This window comes from Methanobacterium sp. (genome assembly GCA_030017655.1).
GTDB lineage: Archaea > Methanobacteriota > Methanobacteria > Methanobacteriales > Methanobacteriaceae > Methanobacterium_D.
Map to the genome: position 1 here is coordinate 20,249 of JASEIM010000011.1, position 26,820 is coordinate 47,068.

The following is a 26,820-nucleotide window of genomic DNA, read 5'->3' on the forward strand; positions in this document are numbered from 1 at the left end:
TGTATTAGGGGCTTAAATCAGACTATTTTAGCTCTATCAAAAATCATAGATTTTTGAAAGCGAGGATTTTTTGATATCTTGAAAAATTTTCGACGGCCTTTTCAAGGAAAAGGTTGTTATTCATAATACTTCAAATATTCATTAAGCATTTTAGGGAACGACTTTGCACTCAAAAATCTAAGTCCAAGCCTTTCTGCCCATACCCTAATACCTTCATCAGCCGCTACAACACCTGCACCCAATTCCTTTGCAAGAAGTAGAACGTCAAGATCTGGCGCGCTGTCAAGGGTCCCTTTCCTTAAAGCTGCCCTGTAACGCTTTCTGAAGTCTTTTATGGCGTTTCCAATTATTTCCATTTCAATTTCAGCTTTGGCTTCGCCTCTTGATAATCTAACCATTGATTCAACAGCCGCCTCCCAGATGGCATTTTCAGATATCCTCATTCCTTTATTCATACGTTCCCTCATATCATGCACGTATTCATAGAAAATTTCTGAAGGTATCTTTGTGTCATATCTGTTAGGTGTTTTTTTAACTATCCATGTTTCAGCCTTAACCAGTATGCTCTCAGGGCACTCATATCTTCCCATATAATTTATAAATTCTTTATAAGTGATTGGGGGCATGTGACAGCTCATGTTTAGTTTTATTCTTGACTCTGCTATTAAATCCACCAAAACATCAACTGTTTTTATCAGTTCTCCTTCACCATATTCTTCTCTAAGCTGATTATCCGTAAATGCGGTTGTATCTAAAACAAACCTTTGTTTTGCAGGCATTTTATCCCCTCAATCCCTAAATTCATCTTACAAATTAATAAAGTCTATCTATTATTATGTCAGCTGATGCTATTAAATGAATATGGTTATTATATTTTCTTTTAATCCTGTTTTAATTTCTTATAGATTATTTCTTAAATTAACTTTAAAAAGTTTATAAATCGAGTGATATAAAATATTCTATTGAATTAGTATAGTGTGATGATAATGATAACCGGTAAAACAAATGTTGTTGGATTAATTGGTGATCCTGTGGAGCACAGCTTATCTCCACCAATGCATAATGCTGCTTTTAAGCATTTAAATCTTGATTACATTTATGTTCCTTATCACGTGAAAAAAGAATCTCTGGGGAATTCAATATCTGGTGCTAAAGCCCTGAATATAAAAGGACTCAATGTTACAATCCCCCATAAAACAGAAGTCATTAAATACTTAGATGTCCTGGATAAACCTGCAGAGCTTATAGGTGCTGTTAATACTATCAAATTTGGTGATGATGAGGCTAAAGGATATAATACTGATGGAATAGGGGCTGTAAGGTCAATTGAAGAAGTTAGTAGCGTTAAAAATAAAAAAGTTATTATTTTAGGGGCGGGAGGAGCGGCTCGTGCGGTTTCATTCCAGATACTTATTGATGGTGCAGAATCACTGGTCATTGGAAATAGAACACCTGAAAATGCATTAAAACTTCAAAAAGACCTTATCAAAAAATTAAATGCTGATGTTAAAACCATTGATCTTGGAGAAGAACTTAAAAAAGAACTTTTAAATGCTGATATTCTAATAAATACAACACCCATCGGCATGTATCCCAATATAGATCAGGAACCTCTTGTTAAAGCTGAAATGATGTGTAAAGATCTAATTTGCAATGATATCGTTTATAATCCTCTTAAAACAGGACTTCTTAAAGAAGCTGAAAAAGCAGGTGCAAAAACCGTTTCAGGAATTAAAATGCTAATATATCAGGGCATGGAGTCCTTTAAAATATGGACTGGCGTTAATCCTCCTTTAGATGTTTTTGAGAATGCCCTTAAAAAGCAGATAAAATGATTAATCAAAGGAGATTTTATGGAAAACATCAAAATAACAGACAATCACATACATGTTGACCCTAAAAATGGTGAAGGTCCCCTTGAAGTTGCAAAAAAATTTCATCGAGCTGGAGGAAGCGTGATGATAATTCCAAATAAACCTACATGGACAGTTGGAGCTTCATGTAATTTTGATAAGGCAATGCAACTTGTTATAAAATATACAGAAGAAATAAACAATAATACAGAGGTTAAAGCTTTTCCAGTAGTTGGAGCCCATCCTGCAGAGCTTTCAAGACGTGTTGAAAACGGCGTGAAACTTGAAACTGCAGAAAAGATGATGATAGAAACATTAGAATCTGCACAGAAACTGGTTATTGAAGGAAAAGCAATTGGAATTGGGGAAATCGGTAGACCTCACTATGAAGTTTCATCTGAAGAGATGGAAGTCCACAACAGAATTATTCTATATGCAATGGAGCTTGCAGCAGATGCTGACTGTGCTATTCAGCTCCACACAGAAAGTGCTGGTGAAGAGCAGTTTTTAGAATTTGCAGAAATGGCCGATAAGGCAGGTTTAAAACGACACAAGGTTATAAAACATTTTTCCGGACCTCTTGTAGCTCCAGATGAAAATCATGGATTAACACCATCTCTTATTGCAACCAAAAGCGTTATAGTTGAGGGGATTAAAAAAGGAAATAACTTCCTTATGGAAACTGACTATCTTGACATGAAAAGCCGGCCCGGAGCTGTTCTGGGCCCTAAAACTGTGCCTAGACGTACAAAAGACTTGCTGCAGAAGGGTATTTTAACTGAAGAAGATGCTTACAAAATTCATGTGGAAAATGTGGAAAAGGTTTATGGAATTGAACTTGAATAAAAAAAAGATTATTTTTTTTTAATGACTGCCGCCTATTAAGAAAGATATTACACTGATAGCAATACCAATTATCACAATTTCAACACTTGTCTTTAAAAGACTTTCTCTGGAAACTCTACCAAGATATATACCTAATGCAACAAGTGCGATGAAACAGGCAACTAAAGTTGTTACTAGAGCTGTCATTCTATCTCCAATTATTAAGAAAGGCACCACAGGAACAAATGCACCTATAAAACTTGAAAATCCATGGGTAAACATACTCATGTAAATCCTTCTTTTGGCTTGCTGGTGAATGAGGGTATCATCAAGCTCACCTTCATTTAACATCATTTTTTCTTCAAGTTCACGAAGTGTTCGGGACTCTTCAGCCCTTTCACCAATAAAGGAACCAAAAGCATTGGACATGGCTAAAGCAATTCCAACACTAAGTCCAGTTAATCCTACGACAAAATTGGATATTTCAACACCACCAGCGGCTGAAACACCACTTGCTGCAAGTGTTCCACCCATAACAGCGAGTATTCCATCCATGGTACCCAGTGCAACGTATCTGCTCATTTTAAGGTATTCTTCAATGAATTCTTTTATGTTCATTTGTTATTTTTCTCCTTTAAACAAAAAATAAGGTTTAAGCCCTTCCAAGCTCCTTATGCGCCCTTGCAAGATGTCCTGCAGCTAATGCACCCATTAATGAAAGCTCTCCGGCGAGAACAGTCCCTGCAACGATTTCTGCGAATTTATGAACCTTCTCATTACCATAACAATCCATGATTTCAAGGCATTCCCGGGCTGTATCTATACTTGTACCACCACCCACAGTTGCAACAGGCACGTCTGGAAGTGTAACTGAGAAATAAAGGTCTCCATTTTCTTCTTCTGATGCGGTGGTTATTCCAATACTTCCTTCAACTATGTGGGCTTCATCCTGGCCTGTAGCTAAGAACATAGCTCCAATCATGTTTGCGTATTGCGCATTAAAGCCCATACTTCCAGAAATAGCAGATCCTATAAGATTTTTAGAGGTGTTAACCTCTACAATGGCTCCAGCTGTAGCTTTAAGTTTTTTCTCAACTATTTCTTTAGGAATGAGGATTTCTGCGACAAAACTTTTACCTCTTCCTTCCACAAGGTTTAAGGAAGAGGGTTTTTTATCAACACAAACATTTCCACTTAATGCAACTATATGGGCGCCAGTTTTATGTGTTAAAAGGCTTAAAGCTGCTTCAGTTGCTATTGTAACCATATTCATGCCCATGCTGTCTCCAGTTGTAAACACAAATCTAGGATAGATATACCTGCCGACTATAAGTATAGGGTCAATTTTTATAAGCTTTCCATGTCTTGTAGTTACTTCCGCTGCCTTTTTAAGCTCTTTAAAGTTCCTTTCAATCCATGCTTTAATTTCAAGTGCCTCAGACACGGATTTGGCCTTTATAACTGGTGCTCTTGTCATCTTATCGTCGATAATTTTGGTTGTGACACCGCCTGCTTCAGCTATAACAGAATATCCTCTGTTTACAGATGCTAAAAGTGCCCCTTCAGTTGTTGCGAGGGGTACGTAAAATTCACCCTTTGCATAATCACCATTAACTTTAAGTGGCCCTGCGATTCCAACAGGGATTTGAATGGCACCTATTGGTTGTTCTATGTTCTTTTTAGAGGCGGCTTCCATATCGATGGAATAATTTGATAAATGTTCAATTTTGGAGTTGCTTACTTCTTCTATGAAACTTCGTCTGATCGTTACTGCTTCATCAATGTTATCAGTGTATTTTTCAATTTCACGAAGTTTTATTTCCCCCTTCTTGATTTTATCTATAATTTCTCTTTCATCAACCATAATTTCACCAGTATACCTTTTAATATGTTAAAAACTAAAAATTACTTTTAATAATCATTAAATCAAGATATTGTATTTTATATGAAAGTTATATAAAATAAATTTTAGTTATGTTATGGATGTTATCATAACATGTTTTTTATAATTTCTACGATCTCAGATGGCCTGGATGCGACATTTACCCCTGCTTCTTTTAGGGCATTCATTTTACTTTCTGCAGTTCCACTTTCTCCTTCAATTATGGCCCCTGCATGTCCCATTCTTTTTCCTGGAGGTGCTGTAACCCCTGCAATGTAAGCTATGACTGGTTTGGAAATTTTTTTAGCTATATATTCTGCTGCTTTTTCTTCTGCATTACCGCCTATTTCACCGATCATAACCATTGCATCGGTTTCATCATCTTCCTCAAACCTCTGCAGTACATCTGCATAGTTCAATCCAACAACAGGGTCTCCGCCTATGCCTAAACATGTGCTTTGACCCATACCTGCATTTGTTATCTGGTATGCGACTTCATATGTGAGAGTACCGCTTCTTGATACTATTCCAATGTTACCTTTATCAAATATATGTGTAGGCATGATTCCAAGCTTTCCAACGCCTGGAGATATAATTCCAGGAGTATTAGGACCTATTACTACAGTATTATTTCTTTTTGCATATTCTACAATCTGCATTGAATCCTGGACAGGGATATGTTCGGTTATTATTACAACGAGGTCAAGCTGTGAAATGGCTTCGTATGCAGCGTCCTTTGCAAATGGTGCAGGGATAAAAATTATTGATGCATTAATATCCAGTTCTTCCTTTGCCTCTGCTATTGAATTATATACATTGACCGGGCCAAATTTTTGACCCCCTTTCCCTGGTGATGTTCCTGCGACTATCTGCGTGTTATAATCAAGCATATGTTCAGTATGGAAAGATCCTTGCTTTCCTGTGATTCCCTGTACTATACATCTTGTATCTTCATTCAGAATTATCATCTAATCACCTCTCCTGAAACTTTCATTCTCTCTGAGAGAGGTACTGCTAAATCCATTACATTTCCATTCATAAAAGCAGAAACTGACATTATAATACCTCTCGGAATTACATATGATGGTGATCCTCTTCTTACAAGACGAACGTGCTGATTACCTATTGCAGCACCCACCATGGCCCCTGCTACAGTTCCAACGCTTTCAATATCATCTATTGTTGCAACCACAACCGGATCATCTGTTTGGTTTGAAACATAGCCTATACCTGGGATTTTAAGAGTTCCATCAACTCCTCCACCCCCAATATCATTAACGTTGTCCATGCCTTTAGCTGCTTTCATTACTGAATCAGCAACTTTACCAACAATTTCTTCCCCACCATAAGTGTCAAAAGCTATTATAACAGCGTCAGGATATCTATCCTGCCTTATTTTAGCTTCAGCATAAGAAATACCCTCTCCTGCGCCCTTTGATGTCTCTGATATTCCTTCTATATCTCCAAGATTTTCTGCATTTTTTCGGAGTATCTCAATTATTTTAGAATTAACGGATTCAAGCTTATCATCCTCAACAAATGCGCTTATAACAACGTCATCTCCAGTAATATTAGTTAAAGCTGCTTTATAAGCTCCTGAATCTATTAATTCAGGGATATCTTTTTCTATATTCCTAATAAGAGAGCAGCTGCAAGAAACATCATTTATTGAGATATCTGCACCAATAGCAGTTAATTTCAATTGATCACCTTTAATAGTTAAACATGTAATTTTATATAAGCTATATTTTGATGAACTTGTTTTTAAAGATTTTGTGAAATATTTAATAAACTTTAAAAAAAATAATAGAGATTAATAAATGAAATTTATAAATATTAGTTTAATAAATATTGAAAGATCTCCAAAAATGACAAGGTAGTATTGATGTGTTAGGAAAAACGATGATTTGTGCCCCTATAATGGAAAAAGAATCCAAGTATATTCTTAAATCTGCTGCTCGGGCAATTGATCTTGGAGCTGATATTTTAGAGTTTAGAATTGATACTCTGGAAAATCCTGATTCCAGTGAAATTCAACAGTTAATAATAGATATTGACCACCCAATAATCGCTACCAATCGAATAAAGTCAGAAGGTGGATTTTTCAGTGGAACGGAAGAAGAAAGGATTTCCATACTTATTAAAGCCGCTGAATACGCAGATATAGTTGATATTGAATTACAGACACATGATAAACTCCGAGGGAAAGTTATAAAAGCTTCAAAATCAAATATAATATCATACCACGATTTCAAAAAGACCCCTACATTTGAGGAGCTTTTGGATGTGGTTAAAAAGGAAAAAGAAATTGGAGATATAGCAAAATTTGCCGTTATGGCCAAAAATTATAAAGATACCCTAACTGTCTTAAAAGTACTTTTAGAAGTTCAAAACACAATTGGAATATCTATGGGAGAAATTGGCAAATATACAAGAGTGGTTGCACCACTTTTTGGTTCTCCCATCACATTTGCATCAATAGATAAAGAATCTGCCCCGGGACAGTTGGATATTGAAACAACAAGAAATATTTTAGGAAATTTGCGGTGATAAATTGAAAACAAGGTCATGGTTAATTATAGGAATTATAATAATAGGCATTATAGCAAGTTCGGCTTTTTATATTACCCAGGGAATGAGCAACGTTGATATAACCCTGAAAACTGATGGGACAAGTGTGGATGTTCAAGCATCTTCACTTTTTGAAACTCCTCCACAGATGACGGCTGAAATGGAAAGGAAGGCTATGGAAGATATACAGGATCCCCATAGTTCTGTTGAAAGCATTAAAAAGGATTTATCAGCCATTGCCAAAAAATATAATTATACCGCTGACGTTACTATCAAATCACAATTTGGAACTGATCAACTTCCAATGCCTGCCACAGTAAGTGGAACATCAATGGTTCCAACTTTACAGGATGGCCAGGACATAATTGTTTTAAAAACCAAGAACATAAAGGTAGAAGATATTGTAGTTGCTTTTCACCCGGATTATGGCATGATTGTCAAAAGATTAAAAAAAATTGAAGGAAATAGGGTCTATTTAATGAGCGACAACCGACAAGTAGAAGTTTATACCACTGAAACACCTCTTCCGGATGGTGCTGTGGAAATTCAGACTATAAAAAAGACTCCTCTTGATACATGGCTTTCAAAAGACAAGGTAATAGGAGTTGTAAAAGAATATTAGAGGGAAGAAACCTATTTCCCTCATTTATTTTAATTATTAGATGATTTTAATGAATGGAAAATACAGAAAGGATATATCTCCCCAAACTGAAGTTTACATTGTCTTAAAAAAAGATCAACGCTCAGGAAAGTTGACTCGAGGAACAGTTAAAGATATACTCACAAATTCGTCTTTTCATCCCCACGGAATTAAAGTAAAATTAAATGATGGCCGGATTGGTAGAGTAAAGCAAATTATCAAGAAATAAATACTTCTTCTAAACTCATTTTGAACTTTGTAGCCCAGATATATATTATCCTAATTCAGCAGGTCTCTTAACCCTCTTTACCCCCTTTTACGTGATATGATTTTTATAATTAACAATACAATCATTTTTTTTTTGAATTTCCCCGGTAAAAATCAAAATCCATTAAGATTCCACATCCTTTAGGGCCTATAATTCCTTTTTAACAAAAAAAATGTCCTTTATTGTCTAATTTTTCATTAAAAACTAAAAAATAATTAACATTTATATCATATTATAATAAAGAATTATTTCAAGGTCATAAAATGATGGAAACATTCTCAAAATATTTAATTTATTTTATTTTAGGTGGGCTAATTGTTACTTTAGCTACATACTTCGGAAGTGAGAAAAGAGGACTGGTAGCTGCGTTTTTTGCAATGTTTCCAGTTGTGACTGCATTTACATTATTTACCATATATTCTGCATCAGGTTCCGATGCTGTAACATCATACGTTAAAGGATTACTTCTATTAACTCCCATATGGATTATATATCTACTTATTGTACTTTATTTGCTGCCAAAATATAATTTTTGGATTGCTTTAGCTACTGGAATAATTGTTTATATGTTAATTGCTTCTATTCTTGTTTTTAGATATTAAAAAATTATTGGGAAATTAATCAGCTTATTCTTTACCCCTGTAGTGATATATAATGTAAATAATAACTGCTACAATGCCCATTCCAATAAATATATCCAGAATATGGAAATAGCTCCTTATTGTTTCCCAATGAGGGCCAAACATTAATCCTATGTAACCTAAAAAAGCAACCCATGGAATACAACCTAAAATAGTGTAAACAGTGAATTTTTTAAAATTCATTTCAGCAATACCCGCAGGTAGAGATATAAATGTACGAACAATTGGAAGCATTCTGCTTACAAAAACTGCCTCATGTCCATATCTTTCAAACCAGTCATGGGCCATTTCAAGTTTTCTATGGCTTATAAGGAAATATTTACCGTATTTTTCCAAAAATGGCCGTCCACCTATCGATCCAACAAAATAAGCTATCCATGAACCTAATAAATTTCCCAGAACACCTGCAATTACTATTCCTGAAAAGGTCATCTGACCCTCCCATGCAACATATCCTGCAAACGGCATAATTACCTCACTGGGAAGCGGTATACAAGCGCTTTCTATGGTCATTCCCAAAAAAACGCCCCAATAATCTAAATATTCAATTAGATTAATAGCTATTTGACTTACATAATCAAGTACACTTATCATAGGATTAAAATAATTAATCTGATGATATATAATTTTAGTTATTTTACTAAATAATACAAAAGATTATATTAAACAGAGTACTATAATCATAAACGCATTCTAAATTTAATTTTAGGATTATATTTTTTTCTTAATACAGGATAACATGTCTAGGTGCTAAAATGAAACTTATCAAACTCAATATTGAAACATTTCTTATATTCTTAAGGGGCCTGTTCATGGGAACAGCCGATGTTATTCCGGGAGTTTCTGGAGGAACCATTGCATTAATCACAGGTATTTATGAAAGATTAATACATGCAATAAGTCGAATAGATTTTAAATTTATATTATACCTTTTTGAAGGAGATTTTAAAAGATTTAAACAAAATGCAGTTCAAGAAATAGATTTTGAATTATTTATTCCATTACTTTTAGGCATAGGCCTTGCAATTCTTACCATGTCAAAGGTTATATCATTCCTTTTAATCAATTATCCTGCAATTACTTTCGCTTTTTTCTTTGGTCTGATACTTGCATCAGCAATTTTTGTCTATAATCATGTTGATGAACTTAATATAAAAAATATAACGTTTGTAGTTCTTGGTTTTATTTTCGCAGTTATATTTGTTGGTTTAAATCCGATTCAAGCGAATCATTCTCTGCCCGTAATTTTTCTATCAGGTTCTGTAGCCATATGTGCAATGATATTACCTGGAATCTCTGGAGCATTTGTCTTACTTCTTTTAAACCAGTATGAATACATGATAAATGCCTTAAACAATTTACAATTTATAGAAATCATCACATTTGTGGCTGGTGCTTTGGTTGGGATCCTATCTTTTTCAAGAATTTTAGATTATTTATTGATTCATCATAAATCAGTTACCATGGCATTTCTGGTTGGTCTAATGATTGGTACTCTTAGACTCCCCTACCAAAAAATAGTTGTTAGTATAGAATCACCAATCCCTATTGTGATTGCTGCTGTTATTGGATTCGTCATAGTCTTTATTTTAGAGAAAAGATTTGAAAGCCATCCATTATCTTCAAATATAAACAAAAAATAATTTTTTTTATTTATTCAAATTTTTTAAATTCCCTTGGATTAAATCCAATTTTTAGAAGCTTTGTACTATCTTCACTGTTAATATTTCTTTCTTCAGTTGGAGGTATAGGACTTCCTTTTTTTGCAAATACAGTTCCATTCTTTTTATTTGCTGCTAAAAACTTTCCAGCATCTCCATTTACAATAATAGATCCCTTAATCATATCTATTCCTGTAAAATCATCGCAGTTGCCATTAATAATTACTGTTCCTCCATTTAATAAGGCACCTGTATTTTTACCAGCGTTTCCATTGACCCTGACAGTCCCATCCCTCATTAAAATACCGGTACTCAAATCAACATTTCCATTAACAACTATTTGTGCATCTTTATTTAATCTAGAGCCTACAGTATCTCTTATAATTCCATCATCTATTAAAATCCCATTATTTGTAAGTTGACTGCCTTTAAGTTTATCGCCTTCAAGACCGTTCATTAAGATATCAGTGATGGATTTAAATTTTCTGTATCCTTGCATATCTGATTTAACTTCAACTAGATTTCCTATGGGGTCTTTAACGTTTCCTTTAATGTAAATAGATCCTTTAACCATGCTTATTCCCATTCGTGTATCAACGTCCCCATCTACAATTACATTTCCAACATTGACTTCTTTACCTGAGCCGCCGAAGAATTTTAAGTCTACACCCATGCTGGAACATAAGCGATGCCCTGCATTTCCATTTATTTTAACATCATTCCCTTTTTTAAGGTGTTCAACTAAATCAGAAAAAGTATATTCATTGCCCGGGATTTTCCAGCTTGGATCAAGCTTTTCGCCCTTATGCTGCCAGTAAAAATTATATGTAAAATCACAGAGACAATCTACAGGTTCATGAAGGTCTATCTCAAGAATCTCCCTATCTTTTTCCTTTGATTTTTTCCCAAATAGTTTAAACATTATAATCCCCCATCTAAATTTCTTTTTAGATGCTTAAAAAATTTGTCAAAATTTTAAAATTTTGACACCACAATAAAATACGTTTTTGTGAGCTTTTATTTTCGAAAGTTCGAAAAATCTCCGATTTTCTCAACTTAAAAAATTCTTCGAATTATTGTGTTTCAGGAAATGTTGTCAAATCGAAGAATTTGTAACAGCAAACACGAAGTGTTTGCATGCTACACATTTCAAATTAAAAAATCTACCATTTTAATCAAAACTCTATTTAACATATAATATTTAAAATAAACAAATTAAGTTTAATTATATTCTAAACATTCGTGATAAAATGGATAAAAATATGGTCAGATCTCTGCAAAAAATTGGTGTTGATACGCGATTTGTGAGCATAATCAATGATGAAATATTTATAAATAATTTAAAGCTTTCAAGATTTTCAAGAAAGAAAGAAGAACTGTTTAAAAAAAGTTTTCCAGAAATTGAAGTTGTTCGCTCCAAAATATTTCAAAAAATATGTATGAGGGCTTCCAGGAATTTAGCCCATTGTATTTCTCCTAAAGAGAAAATTTTTTTAATTAAAAATGATGATCCTGTTAATATCACCCTTAATACAATTTTGGAACCCTATAAAAGAAAATACGGCGTCGAAATTGTTTATGGTGATAATATTGGTGAAGCAGCAGATTTAAATGCTGATTCAATCGCTTTATCCATTACATTGGATGATGAAGTAGAGAATATACTAAATTTAATGCTAAATGGTGCAAAAATAGAATTAATAAGTTCAAACGAAACATATGAAGATAAAAAGTTAATATATCCCCTTATCAATGTTCCAAAATCATGGATATATTCATGGAAAGGAATAGAGCAAGATATTATTCCTGAAAAAAAATATAATAGTCCTGAAGATTTATTAAAATTTTTAGAAAGCTTAATTCCAGATGTAAGGGAAAATATTTTAAAATCAGCCCTATTTATACATAATGAATAAATTATTCGGTTTTTAGAGAATTTTCTTCATCTAAAAGACAATTAATTTCACTAAGAGCAACTAAAAGACTGTATCCTTTTTCAGTAAGCATGTAATCACCCCTTTCATGCCTCTGGATTATAATTCCGCAGTCAAGAAGTTTTTGAATGTGGAAGAGCAGATTACCCCCTCTCAGTCCTGTTAGCTCTGAAAGTGATGAAAATGTTCTGGTTCCATTTGCCATTGATTTAATGATTTGAAGTCTCTGCTTGTTAGATAAAGGTTCAAGTACTTCTTTGACAATGGATTCTTCACATATCAGCGCTATATCCTGTCTTTTCTCCTCATTGGTGCTGTAGATACGAAGAGCTCTCATTAAATTTATTTGCTTTTTAAATAAGTCATTTACTTCTAAAAAACAGATTTCACATTTTTTATACGGTGCTGTTGATTTTAATTCATCTAAATTTGATTGATTTTGGTTAATAGTCTTTTCAGTGACATTATCTTCATGAATAAGACATGCATTATTTTGTAGAAATCCTGTAAACCTTTCTCTACATTCATTTTTCATATCACATTTTTTAACCATTCCCCTTTCAAGACCATGTTCAATATCATGACCCATATATTCTTTAAGTGCATTGATGAAATCTTTTTTTGAATTTACACGTATTAAATCAAGATATTGCTGATTATGGTTTTCCATTAAGAGTTTAATATCATGGTGCATTGTTGCAAGTTTTTCTTTTATCTCCGACATTTCTTTGTTATGGAGTTCCTTTTCACTTAACATTCCAATCACCTGATTTGCATTTTATAATAAAATCAAATATTATATATAAAATACCATGTATAATATTATAACCATTAAGTATATATTTATAGTCTAACAAAGTAAGATGAGGTTGAGAAAACTCATAAAACACCATGTATTTGGTGCAAAGAAACACAGTTTCTCATGCTTAAATCTCTGATTTTTGCAGCTCGAGATTTTCTAACCATAAAAATCAAGATTTTTCAAGGTGAAAAAATGGAAGTAAAATTTGAGTTACAGCACTTCTGCTGCGGTCCTAAAGGATGCCAGATTGAAGTAGAATACGGCGAAATGATGGACGCAGAATAATTATGTTTAATCTAATAACTTATTTTTTCATTACTCTTTATTATTTTTAATACATATTTAAGTATTTTAACGCTGAGTCAATATTTATAGCTTGTTTTAAAAGTCAATTTTAATTAAAAATCTATTTTTAAAATTATTGCCGCTTTTAAGTAGTTTTAATCTTCCTAATGCAATATTCACAAATAATTACCAATAAACAGCCATTATTTTTTCTACATTAATTATATATTCCTTTTAATTAATATTATATACTGGAAAAAATTTCAAAAAGGTGATTTAGGTGGTAATGACTGATGAAATGATGGATGCTGTAGAAAAGGAGAATGTAGTTTTTTTTGCCACTGCAACAAAAAAGGGAACACCCAATGTTGTTCCGATAGGATTTGCAAGGCCTCTAGACGAGGAGACTATATTAATAGTGGATAATTACATGAATAAAACCCGTGAAAACCTTGAAAATAATCCAAAGGCAAGTCTAGTTCCAAGAGATGCTTCAAAATGTCCATATCAGTTTAAAGGAACGGTAGAAATCCATACTTCAGGCAAATATTTCGACGACGCAGTAGATTGGGCCCAGAGCGTGATGAGCGAATTATCTCCAAAAGCTGCAGTTTTACTTAAAGTTGAGGAGATCTATTCTGTAAAACCAGGCCCTGATGCGGGTAAAAAAGTAGATTAAACAATTTACTCCTTTTTAATTATTTTTATTTTAAAAAAATCTTTATTTTATTTCCAGATTTTTAAATTTATTTATATTAATTAGAACAACCACTATTATGTCTTTTTTAATTAAATTTTAACCTTATAATTTCTGTTACAATTTAAATTTTACAATAATTTAGGTAATTATAATGTATTTACTACAGTTTAATGACGATTAAATATATATTTCTAATTAACTATAGTTAAGCCTGGTGAAGATGCAAATGCATTCATGCCTTAAACAAAAAGAGGTGAGAAAATGGGTGTGAAAGAAGAAATAAAAAACCAAATTATAGGAGCGCTTGAAGGGGCGAATTTCCCGATAGAAACACCAGAAGAACTAATTAGTGCAATGCCAGATGGCGCAGAAACTACCTGTAAATCCGGAAATCTAGAATTAAAAGCAGGAAATGCTGGACAGGTACTTAAAGCCGACGACTTCCCATTTAAAAATGCTGAAGAAGTAGCCGATACTATTGTTAACAGAGCATTATAGTTTCTATAATCCTAAAATTCTTCTTTTAAAAAAAATATTATTTGAAACTAAACAACGAAGTCTGCTTGGCTCCATTAGTACCATTTTCATCTTTTTTCTTTGAGTTATTTGAATCGTCTTTAGCTTTCTTTTCTATTTTTGGTGAATTCTCATCTTTTGAAGATTTTTTTGTGCTCTTTTTAGTTGTCTTAGAGGTTTTTTTAGCCTTAGTGCTTTTTAATGCATCCTTTGATTCTTTCTCTTTTTTAGCCTTTGTTTTAGTTTTTTTGGGTGCTCTAACCTTCCTTGATCTAAAAAGCTTTACTTCATCATCTTCCAGCCCAAAATACATCATCATATTATATGCAATTTCATTATCCTGAAACATGATTTCAAAGTATGGAAACTGGGAAATCGCCACCTTTTTTGAGGTGTGAAGTTTTTCAGCTATCTTCTCCGCGACTCTGTTTTGTAAATCTCTTTTACTTCTGCTTTTTGAAAGCATGGTGTAAACTGATGAATTTGCATATCTTGCAAACTTCTTGTAGGTTTCATCCTTTGATAAAGCAACCCCTACACTCATAAAATCATAAGCATATTTCCAGTATGTGTATGCACGTGTTGAAAAAGCCCTTCCAAGGTAAATATCAGCTTGAGAAACCATTTCATAAGCTTCCTCTATTTCATGCTTCTTTTCATATTCACGGGGGATATTTTCTATAACCATTTCAAGTAAAAGGGCTGGATCAGCTTCCACCTGCCGCATAGAATCTTTAATTCTATTTGGATTTTTACTTTTTAAGATGGTTCTCACAGCATCAAATATATTAGACCTCTCATCCTTTTGAGCTATAAGATTAAGGTCTTCAGATGTGATCTTTTCTTCTCCCTGTGCTATAATTTGGAGATCTCCTATTGCAGACCTTAAATCTCCACGTGATCTTTTGGCAAGTTCTCTCAAGACATGTTCTTCAAATTCAACACCTTCTTTTATACATATCTTCTTTAAAAAAGAAACTATTGAGTTCGTATGTACTTTTCGGAGAGTTATAACCTGACATTTAGATTTAAAGCTCTTGATTCTGTTACTGTAAGGATCATTAGCCATCATTATAACCGGTTGGCTCCCTTCCTTTAATATTTTATTAATAGCTCTTGAACCGCCCCGATCATCATTTCCATGAAGTCCATCAACTTCATCAAGGATTATTAGTTTTAATCTACCACCAAATAGGGTCATTGAAGATGATGCCTCCCCTACAGTACTCATTATGGCATCATATGATCGTTTATCACTTGCATTTAATTCAACAGAATCAGAGAATTCCTTCGCAATTAATTGTGCAAATGTGGTTTTACCAGTACCTGGAGGGCCTAAAAGAAAGAGGCACTTTTGAGGATTACCTGCCTTCCACTCCTCAACCCATTTAAGAATTTCCTTTTTCGCCTTTAAATTCCCAAGAACTTCATCAAAGTTCTTCGGACGATATTTTTCTGTCCACAACATCTTTAATCTGCCTTTCCTTTTAATAAAAATTTGGTAAGGAGAGCTTCAAGCTGAATTCTTGGATTAGATCCTTCCCTTATCCTGAAATCGTATTCTCCAATGCTTTGAATTAAATCAACATATACATCTTCTTCAATCATGCTTTCCATTGACATGCGCGAAATTTCCTGATAAATTTGTGTAATCATGTCTTCCCCGCTTGTACCCTGAATAACCATTACTTCTCTTAAAAGATCCCTTGCCCCTAAAAAATCTCCATTCAAAGCCATTTTTACTATTTTACGTACATCCTGAGGTTTTGCCTTGGATACGATTTCATGAATACTCTCATCAGTAATTTCATCTGTAGTTGATGCTGATGCTTGAAGAATATTTATTGCTTTTCTTAAATCCCCTTCTGCAAAATAAACTATGCTTTCAATGGCCTCTCTTTTGATATTTAGATTTTCGGCTTCTGCTATTTTTTCAAGTCTGTGGATGATCTGTGTTCCTTTTACAGGTGCAAATCTGAAGATTGCACATCTTGACTGAATTGGATCGATGATCTTTGAAGAATAATTACAAGATAATACAAATGATGCAGTCTTTGTGTACATCTCCATTTCCCTTCTTAAAGCGTGCTGTGCATCCTTGGTCATGTTATCCACTTCATCAAGGAAAACTATCCTGAATGGAGCCCCTACTGCTTTTAACCTACAGAAATTTTTGATATTTGTTCTTACTGTATCTATTCCCCTTGCATCTGATGCATTTAGCTCTAAAAAGTTCTGTCTCCAGTATTCTCCTAAAATTTCTTTTGCAAGGGCAATTGCAGTTGTTGTTTTTCCAACCCCTGCAGGACCTGTAAACATTAAATTTGGCATGCTCTGTTCATTTACGTATTTTTTTAGTCGTTCTATAATATGATCTTGACCTACTACTTCATCAAGGTTACTTGGTCTGTATTTTTCAACCCATGGTCCATTCATTTAATCACCGTTTGTATTTTCCTGATTATCACATAAATTTAAAAATTCAGGTAAAAAAATGTGATAAAAAATTATAAAAATATTCAATCTGATTATAAGCTGTGTTTTTAGTCTGCAATATGGATTTGTAATAGGAAGTATAAAATTTATTGTTATTAATAAATGATAACAAAATGTTTCAGTATCTTTTAAATTATTATTAAAAATATAATTAACCTAAAAAATTGTAAATAACTTTGATTTACAGGGATTTAAAAAATTAATTCATCTAACCTTATTTAAAAAGTTCTCTTATTTCAGAATGAGTTTTATCTTTAATTCCAAGTTCTGTTATAGCTTCTCCATAAGATGCATTAATTACTTTGAATTCAGCCCTGACTATCCCTCTAAAAGCACCATATCCCATTACTTTACCATAATTTTCTGTTATAATATCAATTATTTTACTGAAATCAGTTATTAGTGTATTCGCTCTTTCATCTAAAGGAATATTCTCCGCATTTTCTCTTATTTTATCAAAATCAATTGCAGAGTTGCTTCCCACTTCAACATCTTTTAAAAGACTTTTGCAATCTTCAACAGGTAAAAATCTTCTTATAAGCCCTCTTGCTGGTGCTACCCCCATAATTTTACTTGCACCAATTGACATCGCCAAAAATATGGCTTCATAAATATCTAAAATTAGTTCCGACTTCTCTTTATCTCCCTGAGGAACTATGACATTTTTCGGTAAATCAGGGAAAGAAATCGGAGGTCTGATAACTGGAAGAGGAGCAGAAGACTCTGAAGCTTCTTCTTTAATTTCTTCTTGAGACTCTGAAATTTCAGTTTCTAATTTTTCTGTTATTTCTGACCCTTCACCTGTTTCTTCTCCATGAAGAGATTCTAATTCAAGCATCTTTGCAAGTTCTTCTTCAGCTTCTTTAGAATCCAGAGCTTTAACTTCTTCTGACTCTAATATATCCTCTACGTTTTCAGTTCCTGTAACTTTGCTGAATGCTTCTTTTACTCCTTCAGTTTCAACCAGTTCATCAACTATCTCAGCAGCCTCTTCTTTACTAATGTTTTCGACTTTTATACGTTTGTCAATTTCTGTTTTTTCAGGGATTGGGGCAGGAATTTCCTCTAATGATTCAGAAGGGATCAGATCTTTTGTGAGTTTAACTATTTCATCTGCAGATCTTTTAGCTGAAATCCTTACCAAACCTATATTTGCTGAAATATTCATCAATATAATAAAATGCACATTTTCCAGATGTAAAAAAAGAGCCTTTCCTCCTTCTGATTCCACCAATACTCCTTCTATTTCCCCTTGATTGGCCGAATTAAGTAGTCTTTTCGATGAACTTGTAATTACATGTGCCATCGGACCAAAAAGAGCAATATCAGAATTCTGTGACATACTGTGGCTAATAATATCTCCATTACCGTCAGCTATTAAACTACCTTCTATACCCTCAATCTTATTTAAATCAATTAATATTTTAGTTAACTGAGTTTCAATTTTTGAGTCCATATAACCACTTTGATATTATGCAAAAACTCTATCTATTTTTTATGTTTATGCTTATTAATATATCTCAAAACTATATTTAAATCCAACATGGATTATTTAAGATAGATATTTAATTGAAATATTTTAAAAATCCTCTAATTGAAAATAAGCGTTTAAATATCTGAAAAAAAGAAATCTAGTTTAAAAAATGAAAAAATAGAGATTAAAGCATTTTAGCTATAATATATGTCTCTTTAAAAGTTCCCCATTGCTATCATGTATATCTACAAGTAATGGTGATTCTCCATTAATCATGTGAGTAGCACATGAAAGACAAGGGTCATAAGCCCTTATAATCATTTCAAGCTGGTTTTTAAGGCCCTCAGAAACTTCTTCACCTTTTATCATGGCTTTAGCTGTTTCTCTTACGCCTATATCCATTGAAAGGTTGTTCTGACCTGTTGAAACTATGAGGTTTGCACGCTTTATAAATCCGGCTGCATCTGTTTCATAATCATGGATTAAAATTCCTCTGGTAGCTTCAATCATTCCAACTCCCCTCCTGATTTCGCTGGATTCTTTTGCTTCAGCTTTGGTCATCAACGGCTCAGAAATACCCTGTCTTAAATCTGTACCTGTTATTGAACTATCTTCAAGAAGTTCTACAGCTTTTTCAGATGCATACATTAATTCTATCAGACGTGCATAGTGATACAGAAGAGGATTTTGAGCTATTCCATATTTTTCTTTGTATTCTGCAAATAATTCTGATGCTTTTTCGGTTGGAACATTCTGTGCTATGTTTAATCTGGCAAGTGGTCCTACTCTGTAATTTCCTTCTGGGAATCCTATTTGTTTTAAGTATGGGAATTTAAGATATGACCATGGCTGTACTTTTTCTTCAATGTAATCTAAGTAATCGTCTGCATTAAATTCATAAACAGAGTTACCATCTTTATCAATGATTTTAGCTGGCGCATCGTAAAATTCAATATTACCATTATTACTTAAAGCACCGAAATGAGTTTCAACAGGGCCTAAAAGTTCTATTGCTTCACTGTATTGTTCGAATAATGGCTTAGTTACTTCAACACCTTTTTCAACAAGCCCTACAGCATTTTTAGCTTCTTCTAATAGTTTAGTTCTTTCCTCTTCGGTTATTCCTTTGGATTGACCTCCAGGTATGGCTGTAACAGGACTGATTGGTTTACCTCCAACCGCACTTGTTATTACCTGACCGATTTTTCTGGTTTCAATTGCCATTTTTGCAAGTGCAGGATCATTTTTAAGAATTCCAACGACATTTCTAAGTGCAGGATCAGATTCAGGACCCATTACAAGGTCAGGAGCTCCCAGGAAATAGAAGTGAAGTGAATGGGAGTGAATGTATTGGCCAAGAAGCATTAATTCCCTTAATTTTTTAGCTGTTTCTGGTGGCTGCAATCCAAAAACCTGATCTGTAGCCTTAGCTGAAGCTAAATGGTGCGCTGTTTGGCATATACCACATATACGAGGAGTGATACGTGGTGCTTCTTCTACCGCGGCTCCTTCTAAAAATTTCTCAAAACCCCTTATTTCCATAACGTGAAAATGAGCATCATTAACATTTCCAGAATCATCCAGTTGAACCGTGATTTTTGCATGTCCTTCAATTCTGGTTACAGGACTAATTTCTATATTTTTCATCTTTTCACCTCTTTCTTAACCAATTGAGGAATCTTAGAAACCAGTTTTTCCTCCATTATTGTGCTTCCAATAACGAATCCATAAATTAAATGCCCCATATCATACATCTGTTTTTCAACATCTTTTTCCGGCATTTTAGAAAGGTGTGCAATCCTTTTAATAACTCCATTATATACATCGTGGCTAGGCTCTCTTAGAATGTCTAATGAAGGACCTCCACATCCATGACATTGAACTCCAGCCTGTGTACAAAGTGCACCACATCTTCCAAGAGTTACAGAACCAAGACATACATATCCCTGGCTTAGGAAACATTGCTGAGGATCAGGGTCTCCTTCAACTCTTCTGTGGATTTTATCAAATTCAACGTGGTCCATCCATCTCTGGCAATCGGCGCATACAGTCTTTTTAGGAACATCTGGAGTTTCTCCATTTATTAGAGGTATTAATATGTCTCCTGTTAATTTTTCCTTAGGAGGACATCCTGGAATATAATAATCAACTTCTGTAAAATCTCCTGCAGGGTGAACGATAGGTAGTAACTTAGGTACTACTTCTGAAGGTACTTCAGCAGATTCAGTACTCGGATTATCTGTGTAAGTACGTGATGTAACCTCTTCAGGATTGAATAAGTCCGCCATTCCTGTAATACCACCATAACATGCGCAAGTTCCATATGCTATTAGTGTTTTTGATTTGTTTCTTAGTTCTTCAAGCCTTTCTTTATTTTCTTCGTTTCTAATAGAACCAGAAACTATTGCAATATCTACATCATCAGGTATTTCTTTAGCATCTACTAATACTGGACAATAAACTATATCTGCTTTTTCTAGTATCTTTAGTAGATCCTCGTGTAAATCAAGAATGGAAATTTCACATCCTGCACAGCTTGCAAGTGCTTCCATTGCAATTTTAACCATTATTTACCACCCCATTTTATAGTTAGGGTCTTAAGACATGCATTTGGTCCTATGTGATCTATATCTAGTTTTCCTTTGATATCCATAACTTCTTCTACTGCTCCAACCATATATCCATATAAAAGATAGCATAATGGCCCTTTTTGAGGCAGTCCTGTTCTTCTAAGTGCCTGTCTTACAACACAATCACTAAATAAAAGTTTTACAGATGTTTCACCATTGCCTTCAATTGTATATTCATCCTGACCAGATGGCTTCCACATTTCAAAATAAAATTCTTTACCTAATACATCGCCCATTTCCCAAAGAGCCTTTTCGACATCGTCTGTTTTTTCCATTAATTTACCGGCTTCATGTCCCATTCTTTTTCCAGCCTGATAAACAATAGCATTGGCTCCACGACCTGAAACTTGCTCTAATGCACTGGACATAGATCCTATAAATTTCATAAGAACGTGCAGAGCTTCTTCATAATCGTCAATGTCTCCTCCAGTTTCTTTAGGAATTAATTCAGGTTTAAAATTTCCTCTTATATCTTCAATTTCCATTATAAATCCCCTTATATTATCTTTTCTAAAGCTCTACTTACTTTTCTGTCGATATAAAGTCTTTTAGCCACATGTATATCTTCATGTTCCAGTGCCTGAGAAGGACAAATTTCATGACATGAAAGACACGCCATACAGTCCACTTCATTCACTACAACCGTTTTTCCATTTTCCTTATCCAGTTCATACACATCGTTTGGACAATCTTCAACACAAGATCCGCATCCAACGCATGCCTCTTCATCTACCTTTATTTTTACCATTTAAACTCCTCATTTTTTCCTTTATTGCCTTTATTTGGTTAAAAAATGAATTGGAATCCTATAAGGACTTTATTAATGATTTATTCCCTTTTTTTGGTTATTAACATTAGACTTTAAATATTTATATCTTATATAGACTCTTTTTACTATTAAGGGTTTATATTAATTTTCTATAACTTCTAAAACAAATTAATAAGAAATTATTACGAGATAATAAAAGAATTAGCTTAATTTTTAAAAATAATAATGTATAAGGTTATTATATTAAATATTCATTGATCAAATAATATCTAAAGATTAAAAGGGAGATTATAATATTTATAATCTTGATTTAAAATATAATTACATTATTTTTGCAATGAACATTAAAATAACCTTTTTTACAAAATTCATCCCTTTTTATGACAAGAATTATGAAAATCCTTATTGCATTATAACAGAACATTCACTAATTATATTTTATTATATTATCTTTTCTAAAGCTCTACTTACTTTTCTGTCGATATAAAGTCTTTTAGCCACATGTATATCTTCATGTTCCAGTGCCTGAGAAGGACAAATTTCATGACATGAAAGACACGCCATACAGTCCACTTCATTCACTACAACCGTTTTTCCATTTTCCTTATCCAGTTCATACACGTTAAGGGGGCAATCTTCAACACATGATCCACACCCAACGCATGCATCTTCGTCTACTATTACTTTTGCCATGTTAATCAGTCCAATTTTTTCTTTAGAGTCTCTGGAAATATTCTTTTAATTTAATTAATTCATTGTTCCATTAAAACTTAAAAAAATAATTCCACAAATTTAATCATTTTTGGAAAAATCCATATATGAAATTTCTTTACTATTATAGGTTTCGATAAGGATTCTTAATTCTGATAGTTAGTAATAATAAATTTTATGAGATAATAAAATTAAATAGATTATTATTTAAAGAATTAATGTTTACTGGGGTTTATTTTTTAAAAAATTATATTATTTTATAATAAACATTAAATTGATTATAATTATTAACTAAACAAAAATAGAATTATTTTAATGGACTTGTAGATACCAGTTTACAATGAGTTATATATGCTGCCTGCTTTCTTCCTGGCGGATAACATGTAATGAGCAGTAATCGTGCTTCTCCATTCTGTTCAAATTGAATAGGGTTCTCTTTGTAATCCCATCTTATGTCTTTACCATTGGAAGTTACTTTGTAAACATATTTTTTGGATACAATATAATCCTTTATTATGACTTCATCCCCCACATCAAGAGAACCAAGTTTACCAAATAACCCAGAATATTTTGTTCTATGGCTTAATAAGCCACATTCTCCACTTTGACCCGGAAGAACGCTTTCAGGATAATGGTAAACAGTGTTATATCCATTAACAGTATCGGAGCGTATGATTCCATTTACATCTATTTTTGGAATTATTAATCTAGCACTGATAAAGTTTGTATTACCTTTTATAATTGTAGGATCTAATATGTCCACAGGTGCACTTTTTTTAATTTTATATGTTTCTATACTGGCTCGAGCAGCGTTCAATTCCAAAGATTTCTCATAAGCTACAATAATTATACCTGAAGCTATTAAAATACATGCTAAAATAACTATTACTGATAAAAATTTATACTTACGCATTCAAGCACCGCATTATCTTAGTATAGTAATTTATTCACCACATAATATAAACTATAAAGATATTAATTTATATTAAGCATTTTTATTTACCAATATTTTATTTACTTCTTTTGCAAGCAATGATTTTGATTCCGTTACCCTCCATGGGTCATTTATCCATATACAAAGCATTAATTTAACTCCTACATCAGAAAGCTCTTTAACTATGACTTTGGGTTTTGGCTTTTTTAAGACCCAGTCACATTTTGAAGCCACATTTTCAAGAGATTTAAGTGTTTTTTCAAGTTCTTCCTCATAGGGTATTGTAATATCTAAATCTACTCTCCTTAAATCAGATCCAGTATAATTTATATAAGGATTTGTGGAAAAAATAGAATTAGGAACCGTGATAATTTTTTTATCGTATGTCTGTATTGTGGTGAGCCTTAAACCCATTTTAATAACTTTTCCTTTTTTATTAGATACTTCTATAATATCTCCAACTCTGAAACTTTTATCTGCAATTACAAACATTCCTGAAATGAAATTTGCTATTATATCTCTGGCAGCAAACCCAACAGCAATACCTACAATCCCAAAGCTTAAAGCAATTGCAGTTATGTCTATCCCTAATTGTTTAAGAATCACTGTTATGACAATTGCAATAATTGTATATTTAATAATCTCCCTGAGGACTTGAATTAGTGTTACATCTACATCCAGCCGGGTTCCTGTTTTTTTAAGGAAATATGTAAACCATCTAATTATTATAAAACCCACTATTAGTGTTATTGCAATTACAATAATATCATAAATCTCTATACTTGATAGAAATGAGTCTATTGTCATTATTTATTATCCTGTTATTTTTCTGATATTATTTCTGCCATCAGTTAAATATTTTAGTTAAAGAAATGAAACTGGTCATTAATATTCAATCCATACTTCGTTTAACCTCAACATGCATGAAGTCTTCTGCAACCTCAGAATTTTTAAAAATCTCTTTTGCTTCAGCTTCAAGCGAATTTGACTTCTTATATCTTGTACTTATATGTGTTAAGAATAATTTTTTAACATTAGCTTTCTTTGCAATTTGTGCGGCCTGTTTAGATGTGGAATGACCTGTTTCGTAAGATTTATCCTCATAAGTACCTTCAAATGTCGATTCATGTATTAAAATATCTGCACCTTCTGCAAATTTCACCATCTGCTCAGTTGGACTTGTATCACCAGAATAAACAATTATTCTACCTTTTCTTTCTTCTCCAAGGACCTGATGAGGCATAATTGTTCTATTTTCCACATCTACAGGTATTCCTTGCTGTAGTTTTCCAAAATCAGGGCCTGGCTTAACACCAAGTGATAAAGCTTTTTCTTTAATAAATTTCGGTCTTCTTTTTTCCTCAATTTTATAGGCAAAGTTTAAAACACTGTGTTTCATAGGGCAGCAGCTTATCTTATAATTTTCTTCTTCTAAAATGGTTCCTTCACTAATTTCATGCATATATATCTCAAATGTTAAGGAATAATATCCAAAGTTTCTCACATTGTTAATAAGTGGAATAAGCCCTTTAGGGCCAAATATGTGTAACGGTTCCTTCCTTCCCCTAAAAGCCATTGATTGAATTATCCCTGGAAGTCCGAGTATGTGATCTCCATGAAAATGAGTTAAAAATATTTTGGTGATTTTCATGGGGCTTATTTTACTTTTTGACATTTGAAGCTGAGTACCTTCACCACAGTCCAGCAGCATAATTTCTCCAAATGCCTTTAAGGCTATTGCGGAGTGACTTCTATGACTTGTAGGAATTGCTGATGATGTGCCCAAAAATATAAGTTCCATGATCTTACCTTCAAAATAAATTTTAGATTACTTAATTTTAAAAATTGATTAAAGCATGACTTTACAGTTAATATTTATATCTTTTATCTTATATATCTAAATAGGGATAAATATGAGGGATATTTTAAAGAAAATGGTCTATGAGGATATTGGTTTTGAAGATATAACCACCAATGCACTTATTGAAAAAGGCATAGAAGCCAGAGGGAAAATAATAGCCAAAGAAGATGGCATTATTTCAGGTATTGATGTTGTGAAAATCTTACTCGATGAATTTAACATTAAAGGGTCATTTAAAAAGGAAAATGGAGATAATATAACAAATGGCGATATAATCATGGAAATTACTGGAGAAGCCAGGTTAATATTAAGTTTAGAACGTACTATTCTCAATTTTCTTATGAAAATGAGTGGCATCGCAACATTAACGTTTAAAACCGTTGAAAAATTACGTGAGATCAATGAAAACCTAATATTAGCCTGCACACGTAAAACAACCCCCGGATTACAGTTTTTTGAGAAAAGTGCAGTTAAAGATGGTGGAGGAGATACACATCGATTCAGACTGGATGATTGTGTCTTGATAAAAGATAATCACATTGCAATTGTAGGTAATGTTAAGGAAGCATTGATAAAAGCCAGAAAAAACGTTAGTTTTACCAAAAAAATCGAAATAGAAGTTGAAAACCTAAATGATGCGGTATACGCAGCCCAAAATGGTGCAGATATTATAATGCTTGACAATATGAAGCCTGTTGAAGTAAAAAAAGTTTTATCTTCCCTTGAATCAAAAAATTTAAGAAAAAATGTTTTAATTGAGGCTTCAGGAGGAATAACTCCAGATAATATTGTAGAATATGCTAAAACAACTGTTGATATTATTTCTACCGGTTATATTACCCATTCTGCAAAGTCACTTGATATGAGCTTGGAAATAATTATAGAATAGAATATCAAATAAAAATAATTGATCTTTTATATTTTTATTTTATCACATCTTATTTTAGAGATAATTATAATTCAAGGTGTATATAATTTAAATGCACTTATTGAATTCTTCAAAAGAAGAGCATTATTTAACATTAGATTTATAAGTGTCAATGTTTAAAATGAAACTATATGCCATAATCTTTTACATACAGCATTCTCAATTATTATTATTTGGGTTGAGAACAAATATTACAAATTAAGAATTTGCTAGTGAAGTGAAGCTTCCTATGGCTTTCGAAAATTGTAGTTTTGATAGTTCCTGAACCCCAAAATAGAAAATCTTTTGGAGTTATCAAAATTCAGAATGAATTTTGAAACACTCAAAATCAAGATTTTGATGTTTCAAATGCAGAGCATTTGATAACCCCCATTATTGAAACTTGCAAAACTTTGTTTTGCGTCCAAACAAATCTAAGCCAACAAAAACTTTGTTTTTG

Annotated in this window: 30 protein-coding genes and 1 CRISPR repeat array (1 of these 31 running past the window's edge); of the genes, 11 read left to right on the forward strand and 19 right to left on the reverse strand. The window is 33.0% G+C overall.

The features are described from left to right. Window positions 1-40: a CRISPR direct-repeat array (repeat unit 30 nt); it begins 3,169 nt to the left of the window's first position. A gap of 76 nt (window positions 41-116) precedes the next feature. Then, window positions 117-779, reverse strand: a complete 663-nt coding sequence (locus QMD61_06285) for an RNA ligase partner protein (protein MDI6724237.1) — start codon at window positions 777-779, stop codon at window positions 117-119. Between the two features lie 207 nt (window positions 780-986). Between QMD61_06285 and aroE the strand changes: the two genes are divergently transcribed. Both aroE and QMD61_06295 read left to right on the forward strand, forming a co-directional pair. After that, window positions 987-1,835 (forward strand): shikimate dehydrogenase, encoded by an 849-nt coding sequence (gene aroE, locus QMD61_06290; GenBank protein MDI6724238.1) that lies wholly within the window; start codon window positions 987-989, stop codon window positions 1,833-1,835. A gap of 18 nt (window positions 1,836-1,853) precedes the next feature. Further along, window positions 1,854-2,699 (forward strand): TatD family hydrolase, encoded by an 846-nt coding sequence (locus QMD61_06295; GenBank protein MDI6724239.1) that lies wholly within the window; start codon window positions 1,854-1,856, stop codon window positions 2,697-2,699. A gap of 18 nt (window positions 2,700-2,717) precedes the next feature. Here QMD61_06295 and QMD61_06300 read toward each other — a convergent pair whose 3' ends face one another. The 4 genes from QMD61_06300 to QMD61_06315 all read right to left on the reverse strand — a co-directional run bounded on the left by QMD61_06300 (window position 2,718) and on the right by QMD61_06315 (window position 6,262). Continuing rightward, window positions 2,718-3,296 carry a TIGR00267 family protein gene (locus QMD61_06300; protein MDI6724240.1) on the reverse strand — a complete coding sequence of 193 codons (579 nt, stop codon included), beginning with the start codon at window positions 3,294-3,296 and terminating at the stop codon, window positions 2,718-2,720. A gap of 34 nt (window positions 3,297-3,330) precedes the next feature. Then, window positions 3,331-4,542 (reverse strand): hydroxymethylglutaryl-CoA reductase (NADPH), encoded by a 1,212-nt coding sequence (gene hmgA / locus QMD61_06305; GenBank protein ID MDI6724241.1) that lies wholly within the window; start codon window positions 4,540-4,542, stop codon window positions 3,331-3,333. A 125-nt stretch (window positions 4,543-4,667) separates the two neighbouring features. Next, the gene (sucD, locus tag QMD61_06310; GenBank protein ID MDI6724242.1) at window positions 4,668-5,528 is read right to left on the reverse strand and encodes a succinate--CoA ligase subunit alpha; all 861 of its coding nucleotides are present in this window, start codon (window positions 5,526-5,528) and stop codon (window positions 4,668-4,670) included. After that, entirely contained in the window at window positions 5,525-6,262 is a 738-nt protein-coding gene (locus tag QMD61_06315; GenBank protein MDI6724243.1) for a hypothetical protein, read from the reverse strand. Before QMD61_06315 ends, sucD begins: the two co-directional genes overlap by 4 nt. 200 nt (window positions 6,263-6,462) lie before the next feature. Between QMD61_06315 and aroD the strand changes: the two genes are divergently transcribed. The 4 genes from aroD to QMD61_06335 all read left to right on the forward strand — a co-directional run bounded on the left by aroD (window position 6,463) and on the right by QMD61_06335 (window position 8,641). Continuing rightward, window positions 6,463-7,110 (forward strand): type I 3-dehydroquinate dehydratase, encoded by a 648-nt coding sequence (aroD, locus tag QMD61_06320; protein ID MDI6724244.1) that lies wholly within the window; start codon window positions 6,463-6,465, stop codon window positions 7,108-7,110. A gap of 4 nt (window positions 7,111-7,114) precedes the next feature. Next, on the forward strand, window positions 7,115-7,753 hold the full coding sequence (locus tag QMD61_06325; protein MDI6724245.1) for a S24/S26 family peptidase: 639 nt from the start codon (window positions 7,115-7,117) through the stop codon (window positions 7,751-7,753). Between the two features lie 49 nt (window positions 7,754-7,802). After that, entirely contained in the window at window positions 7,803-8,000 is a 198-nt protein-coding gene (locus QMD61_06330; protein ID MDI6724246.1) for a YwbE family protein, read from the forward strand. Window positions 8,001-8,302: 302 nt separating this feature from the next. Continuing rightward, window positions 8,303-8,641 (forward strand): DUF3147 domain-containing protein, encoded by a 339-nt coding sequence (locus QMD61_06335; GenBank protein MDI6724247.1) that lies wholly within the window; start codon window positions 8,303-8,305, stop codon window positions 8,639-8,641. Between the two features lie 24 nt (window positions 8,642-8,665). On the opposite strand, the gene QMD61_06340 is transcribed toward QMD61_06335, so the two are convergent. Beyond that, window positions 8,666-9,274: a DedA family protein gene (locus QMD61_06340; GenBank protein ID MDI6724248.1), complete on the reverse strand. Its 609-nt coding sequence runs from the start codon at window positions 9,272-9,274 to the stop codon at window positions 8,666-8,668. A 218-nt stretch (window positions 9,275-9,492) separates the two neighbouring features. Between QMD61_06340 and QMD61_06345 the strand changes: the two genes are divergently transcribed. Then, the gene (locus tag QMD61_06345) at window positions 9,493-10,323 is read left to right on the forward strand and encodes a DUF368 domain-containing protein (GenBank protein ID MDI6724249.1); all 831 of its coding nucleotides are present in this window, start codon (window positions 9,493-9,495) and stop codon (window positions 10,321-10,323) included. Between the two features lie 10 nt (window positions 10,324-10,333). Here the strand turns inward: QMD61_06345 and QMD61_06350 are convergent, their stop codons facing one another. After that, window positions 10,334-11,263 (reverse strand): hypothetical protein, encoded by a 930-nt coding sequence (locus tag QMD61_06350; protein ID MDI6724250.1) that lies wholly within the window; start codon window positions 11,261-11,263, stop codon window positions 10,334-10,336. A 328-nt stretch (window positions 11,264-11,591) separates the two neighbouring features. Here QMD61_06350 and QMD61_06355 point away from each other — a divergent pair, with 328 nt between their 5' ends. Beyond that, complete coding sequence (locus tag QMD61_06355; protein MDI6724251.1) at window positions 11,592-12,257, forward strand: ATPase; 666 nt, start codon at window positions 11,592-11,594, stop codon at window positions 12,255-12,257. A gap of 1 nt (window position 12,258) precedes the next feature. Here the strand turns inward: QMD61_06355 and QMD61_06360 are convergent, their stop codons facing one another. Further along, a complete protein-coding gene (locus tag QMD61_06360) occupies window positions 12,259-13,032 on the reverse strand; it encodes a winged helix-turn-helix domain-containing protein (protein ID MDI6724252.1) in 774 nt (257 codons plus the stop codon). A gap of 610 nt (window positions 13,033-13,642) precedes the next feature. Here QMD61_06360 and QMD61_06365 point away from each other — a divergent pair. Together QMD61_06365 and QMD61_06370 are read left to right on the forward strand one after the other, a co-directional pair. Then, window positions 13,643-14,041, forward strand: a complete 399-nt coding sequence (locus QMD61_06365) for a pyridoxamine 5'-phosphate oxidase family protein (protein ID MDI6724253.1) — start codon at window positions 13,643-13,645, stop codon at window positions 14,039-14,041. A gap of 282 nt (window positions 14,042-14,323) precedes the next feature. Then, window positions 14,324-14,560: an MTH865 family protein gene (locus QMD61_06370; GenBank protein MDI6724254.1), complete on the forward strand. Its 237-nt coding sequence runs from the start codon at window positions 14,324-14,326 to the stop codon at window positions 14,558-14,560. A 37-nt stretch (window positions 14,561-14,597) separates the two neighbouring features. Here QMD61_06370 and QMD61_06375 read toward each other — a convergent pair whose 3' ends face one another. The 11 genes from QMD61_06375 to rnz form a co-directional block, all read right to left on the reverse strand. Then, window positions 14,598-16,046, reverse strand: coding sequence for a replication factor C large subunit (locus QMD61_06375; protein MDI6724255.1), 1,449 nt, complete (start codon window positions 16,044-16,046; stop codon window positions 14,598-14,600). Window positions 16,047-16,048: 2 nt separating this feature from the next. Further along, a complete protein-coding gene (locus QMD61_06380; protein MDI6724256.1) occupies window positions 16,049-17,014 on the reverse strand; it encodes a replication factor C small subunit in 966 nt (321 codons plus the stop codon). Window positions 17,015-17,288: 274 nt separating this feature from the next. Beyond that, a complete protein-coding gene (locus tag QMD61_06385) occupies window positions 17,289-18,530 on the reverse strand; it encodes a roadblock/LC7 domain-containing protein (GenBank protein MDI6724257.1) in 1,242 nt (413 codons plus the stop codon). A gap of 216 nt (window positions 18,531-18,746) precedes the next feature. Then, on the reverse strand, window positions 18,747-20,195 hold the full coding sequence (locus QMD61_06390; GenBank protein MDI6724258.1) for a Ni/Fe hydrogenase subunit alpha: 1,449 nt from the start codon (window positions 20,193-20,195) through the stop codon (window positions 18,747-18,749). Further along, window positions 20,192-21,115, reverse strand: coding sequence for a F420-nonreducing hydrogenase (locus tag QMD61_06395; protein MDI6724259.1), 924 nt, complete (start codon window positions 21,113-21,115; stop codon window positions 20,192-20,194). Before QMD61_06395 ends, QMD61_06390 begins: the two co-directional genes overlap by 4 nt. Beyond that, a complete protein-coding gene (locus QMD61_06400; protein ID MDI6724260.1) occupies window positions 21,115-21,663 on the reverse strand; it encodes a hydrocarbon binding protein (contains V4R domain) in 549 nt (182 codons plus the stop codon). Before QMD61_06400 ends, QMD61_06395 begins: the two co-directional genes overlap by 1 nt. Window positions 21,664-21,674: 11 nt before the next feature. Then, a complete protein-coding gene (locus QMD61_06405) occupies window positions 21,675-21,926 on the reverse strand; it encodes a 4Fe-4S binding protein (GenBank protein MDI6724261.1) in 252 nt (83 codons plus the stop codon). Between the two features lie 462 nt (window positions 21,927-22,388). Further along, the gene (locus QMD61_06410) at window positions 22,389-22,640 is read right to left on the reverse strand and encodes a 4Fe-4S binding protein (protein MDI6724262.1); all 252 of its coding nucleotides are present in this window, start codon (window positions 22,638-22,640) and stop codon (window positions 22,389-22,391) included. Between the two features lie 325 nt (window positions 22,641-22,965). Further along, a complete protein-coding gene (locus QMD61_06415; protein ID MDI6724263.1) occupies window positions 22,966-23,571 on the reverse strand; it encodes a sortase in 606 nt (201 codons plus the stop codon). A gap of 72 nt (window positions 23,572-23,643) precedes the next feature. Further along, window positions 23,644-24,399, reverse strand: a complete 756-nt coding sequence (locus tag QMD61_06420) for a mechanosensitive ion channel family protein (GenBank protein ID MDI6724264.1) — start codon at window positions 24,397-24,399, stop codon at window positions 23,644-23,646. 85 nt (window positions 24,400-24,484) lie between these two features. Continuing rightward, on the reverse strand, window positions 24,485-25,393 hold the full coding sequence (rnz, locus tag QMD61_06425) for a ribonuclease Z (GenBank protein ID MDI6724265.1): 909 nt from the start codon (window positions 25,391-25,393) through the stop codon (window positions 24,485-24,487). A gap of 112 nt (window positions 25,394-25,505) precedes the next feature. Here rnz and nadC point away from each other — a divergent pair, with 112 nt between their 5' ends. After that, window positions 25,506-26,342 carry a carboxylating nicotinate-nucleotide diphosphorylase gene (nadC, locus tag QMD61_06430; GenBank protein ID MDI6724266.1) on the forward strand — a complete coding sequence of 279 codons (837 nt, stop codon included), beginning with the start codon at window positions 25,506-25,508 and terminating at the stop codon, window positions 26,340-26,342. The last annotated feature ends 478 nt before the right edge of the window (window positions 26,343-26,820 follow it).

Bases quoted from the DNA above. Each gene is read 5' to 3' on its own strand.
- QMD61_06285 (MDI6724237.1), bottom strand. From the start codon at position 779: ATGCCTGCAAAACAAAGGTTTGTTTTAGATACAACCGCATTTACGGAT.
- QMD61_06385 (MDI6724257.1), bottom strand. From the start codon at position 18,530: ATGGACTCAAAAATTGAAACTCAGTTAACTAAAATATTAATTGATTTA.
- aroE (MDI6724238.1), top strand. From the start codon at position 987: ATGATAACCGGTAAAACAAATGTTGTTGGATTAATTGGTGATCCTGTG.
- QMD61_06405 (MDI6724261.1), bottom strand. From the start codon at position 21,926: ATGGTAAAAATAAAGGTAGATGAAGAGGCATGCGTTGGATGCGGATCT.
- QMD61_06395 (MDI6724259.1), bottom strand. From the start codon at position 21,115: ATGGTTAAAATTGCAATGGAAGCACTTGCAAGCTGTGCAGGATGTGAA.
- QMD61_06300 (MDI6724240.1), bottom strand. From the start codon at position 3,296: ATGAACATAAAAGAATTCATTGAAGAATACCTTAAAATGAGCAGATAC.
- QMD61_06390 (MDI6724258.1), bottom strand. From the start codon at position 20,195: ATGAAAAATATAGAAATTAGTCCTGTAACCAGAATTGAAGGACATGCA.
- QMD61_06345 (MDI6724249.1), top strand. From the start codon at position 9,493: ATGGGAACAGCCGATGTTATTCCGGGAGTTTCTGGAGGAACCATTGCA.
- nadC (MDI6724266.1), top strand. From the start codon at position 25,506: ATGAGGGATATTTTAAAGAAAATGGTCTATGAGGATATTGGTTTTGAA.
- aroD (MDI6724244.1), top strand. From the start codon at position 6,463: ATGATTTGTGCCCCTATAATGGAAAAAGAATCCAAGTATATTCTTAAA.
- hmgA (MDI6724241.1), bottom strand. From the start codon at position 4,542: ATGGTTGATGAAAGAGAAATTATAGATAAAATCAAGAAGGGGGAAATA.
- QMD61_06355 (MDI6724251.1), top strand. From the start codon at position 11,592: ATGGATAAAAATATGGTCAGATCTCTGCAAAAAATTGGTGTTGATACG.
- QMD61_06420 (MDI6724264.1), bottom strand. From the start codon at position 24,399: ATGACAATAGACTCATTTCTATCAAGTATAGAGATTTATGATATTATT.
- QMD61_06415 (MDI6724263.1), bottom strand. From the start codon at position 23,571: ATGCGTAAGTATAAATTTTTATCAGTAATAGTTATTTTAGCATGTATT.
- QMD61_06340 (MDI6724248.1), bottom strand. From the start codon at position 9,274: ATGATAAGTGTACTTGATTATGTAAGTCAAATAGCTATTAATCTAATT.
- QMD61_06410 (MDI6724262.1), bottom strand. From the start codon at position 22,640: ATGGCAAAAGTAATAGTAGACGAAGATGCATGCGTTGGGTGTGGATCA.
- sucD (MDI6724242.1), bottom strand. From the start codon at position 5,528: ATGATAATTCTGAATGAAGATACAAGATGTATAGTACAGGGAATCACA.
- QMD61_06360 (MDI6724252.1), bottom strand. From the start codon at position 13,032: ATGTTAAGTGAAAAGGAACTCCATAACAAAGAAATGTCGGAGATAAAA.
- QMD61_06375 (MDI6724255.1), bottom strand. From the start codon at position 16,046: ATGTTGTGGACAGAAAAATATCGTCCGAAGAACTTTGATGAAGTTCTT.
- QMD61_06370 (MDI6724254.1), top strand. From the start codon at position 14,324: ATGGGTGTGAAAGAAGAAATAAAAAACCAAATTATAGGAGCGCTTGAA.
- QMD61_06400 (MDI6724260.1), bottom strand. From the start codon at position 21,663: ATGGAAATTGAAGATATAAGAGGAAATTTTAAACCTGAATTAATTCCT.
- rnz (MDI6724265.1), bottom strand. From the start codon at position 25,393: ATGGAACTTATATTTTTGGGCACATCATCAGCAATTCCTACAAGTCAT.
- QMD61_06295 (MDI6724239.1), top strand. From the start codon at position 1,854: ATGGAAAACATCAAAATAACAGACAATCACATACATGTTGACCCTAAA.
- QMD61_06335 (MDI6724247.1), top strand. From the start codon at position 8,303: ATGATGGAAACATTCTCAAAATATTTAATTTATTTTATTTTAGGTGGG.
- QMD61_06380 (MDI6724256.1), bottom strand. From the start codon at position 17,014: ATGAATGGACCATGGGTTGAAAAATACAGACCAAGTAACCTTGATGAA.
- QMD61_06350 (MDI6724250.1), bottom strand. From the start codon at position 11,263: ATGTTTAAACTATTTGGGAAAAAATCAAAGGAAAAAGATAGGGAGATT.
- QMD61_06330 (MDI6724246.1), top strand. From the start codon at position 7,803: ATGAATGGAAAATACAGAAAGGATATATCTCCCCAAACTGAAGTTTAC.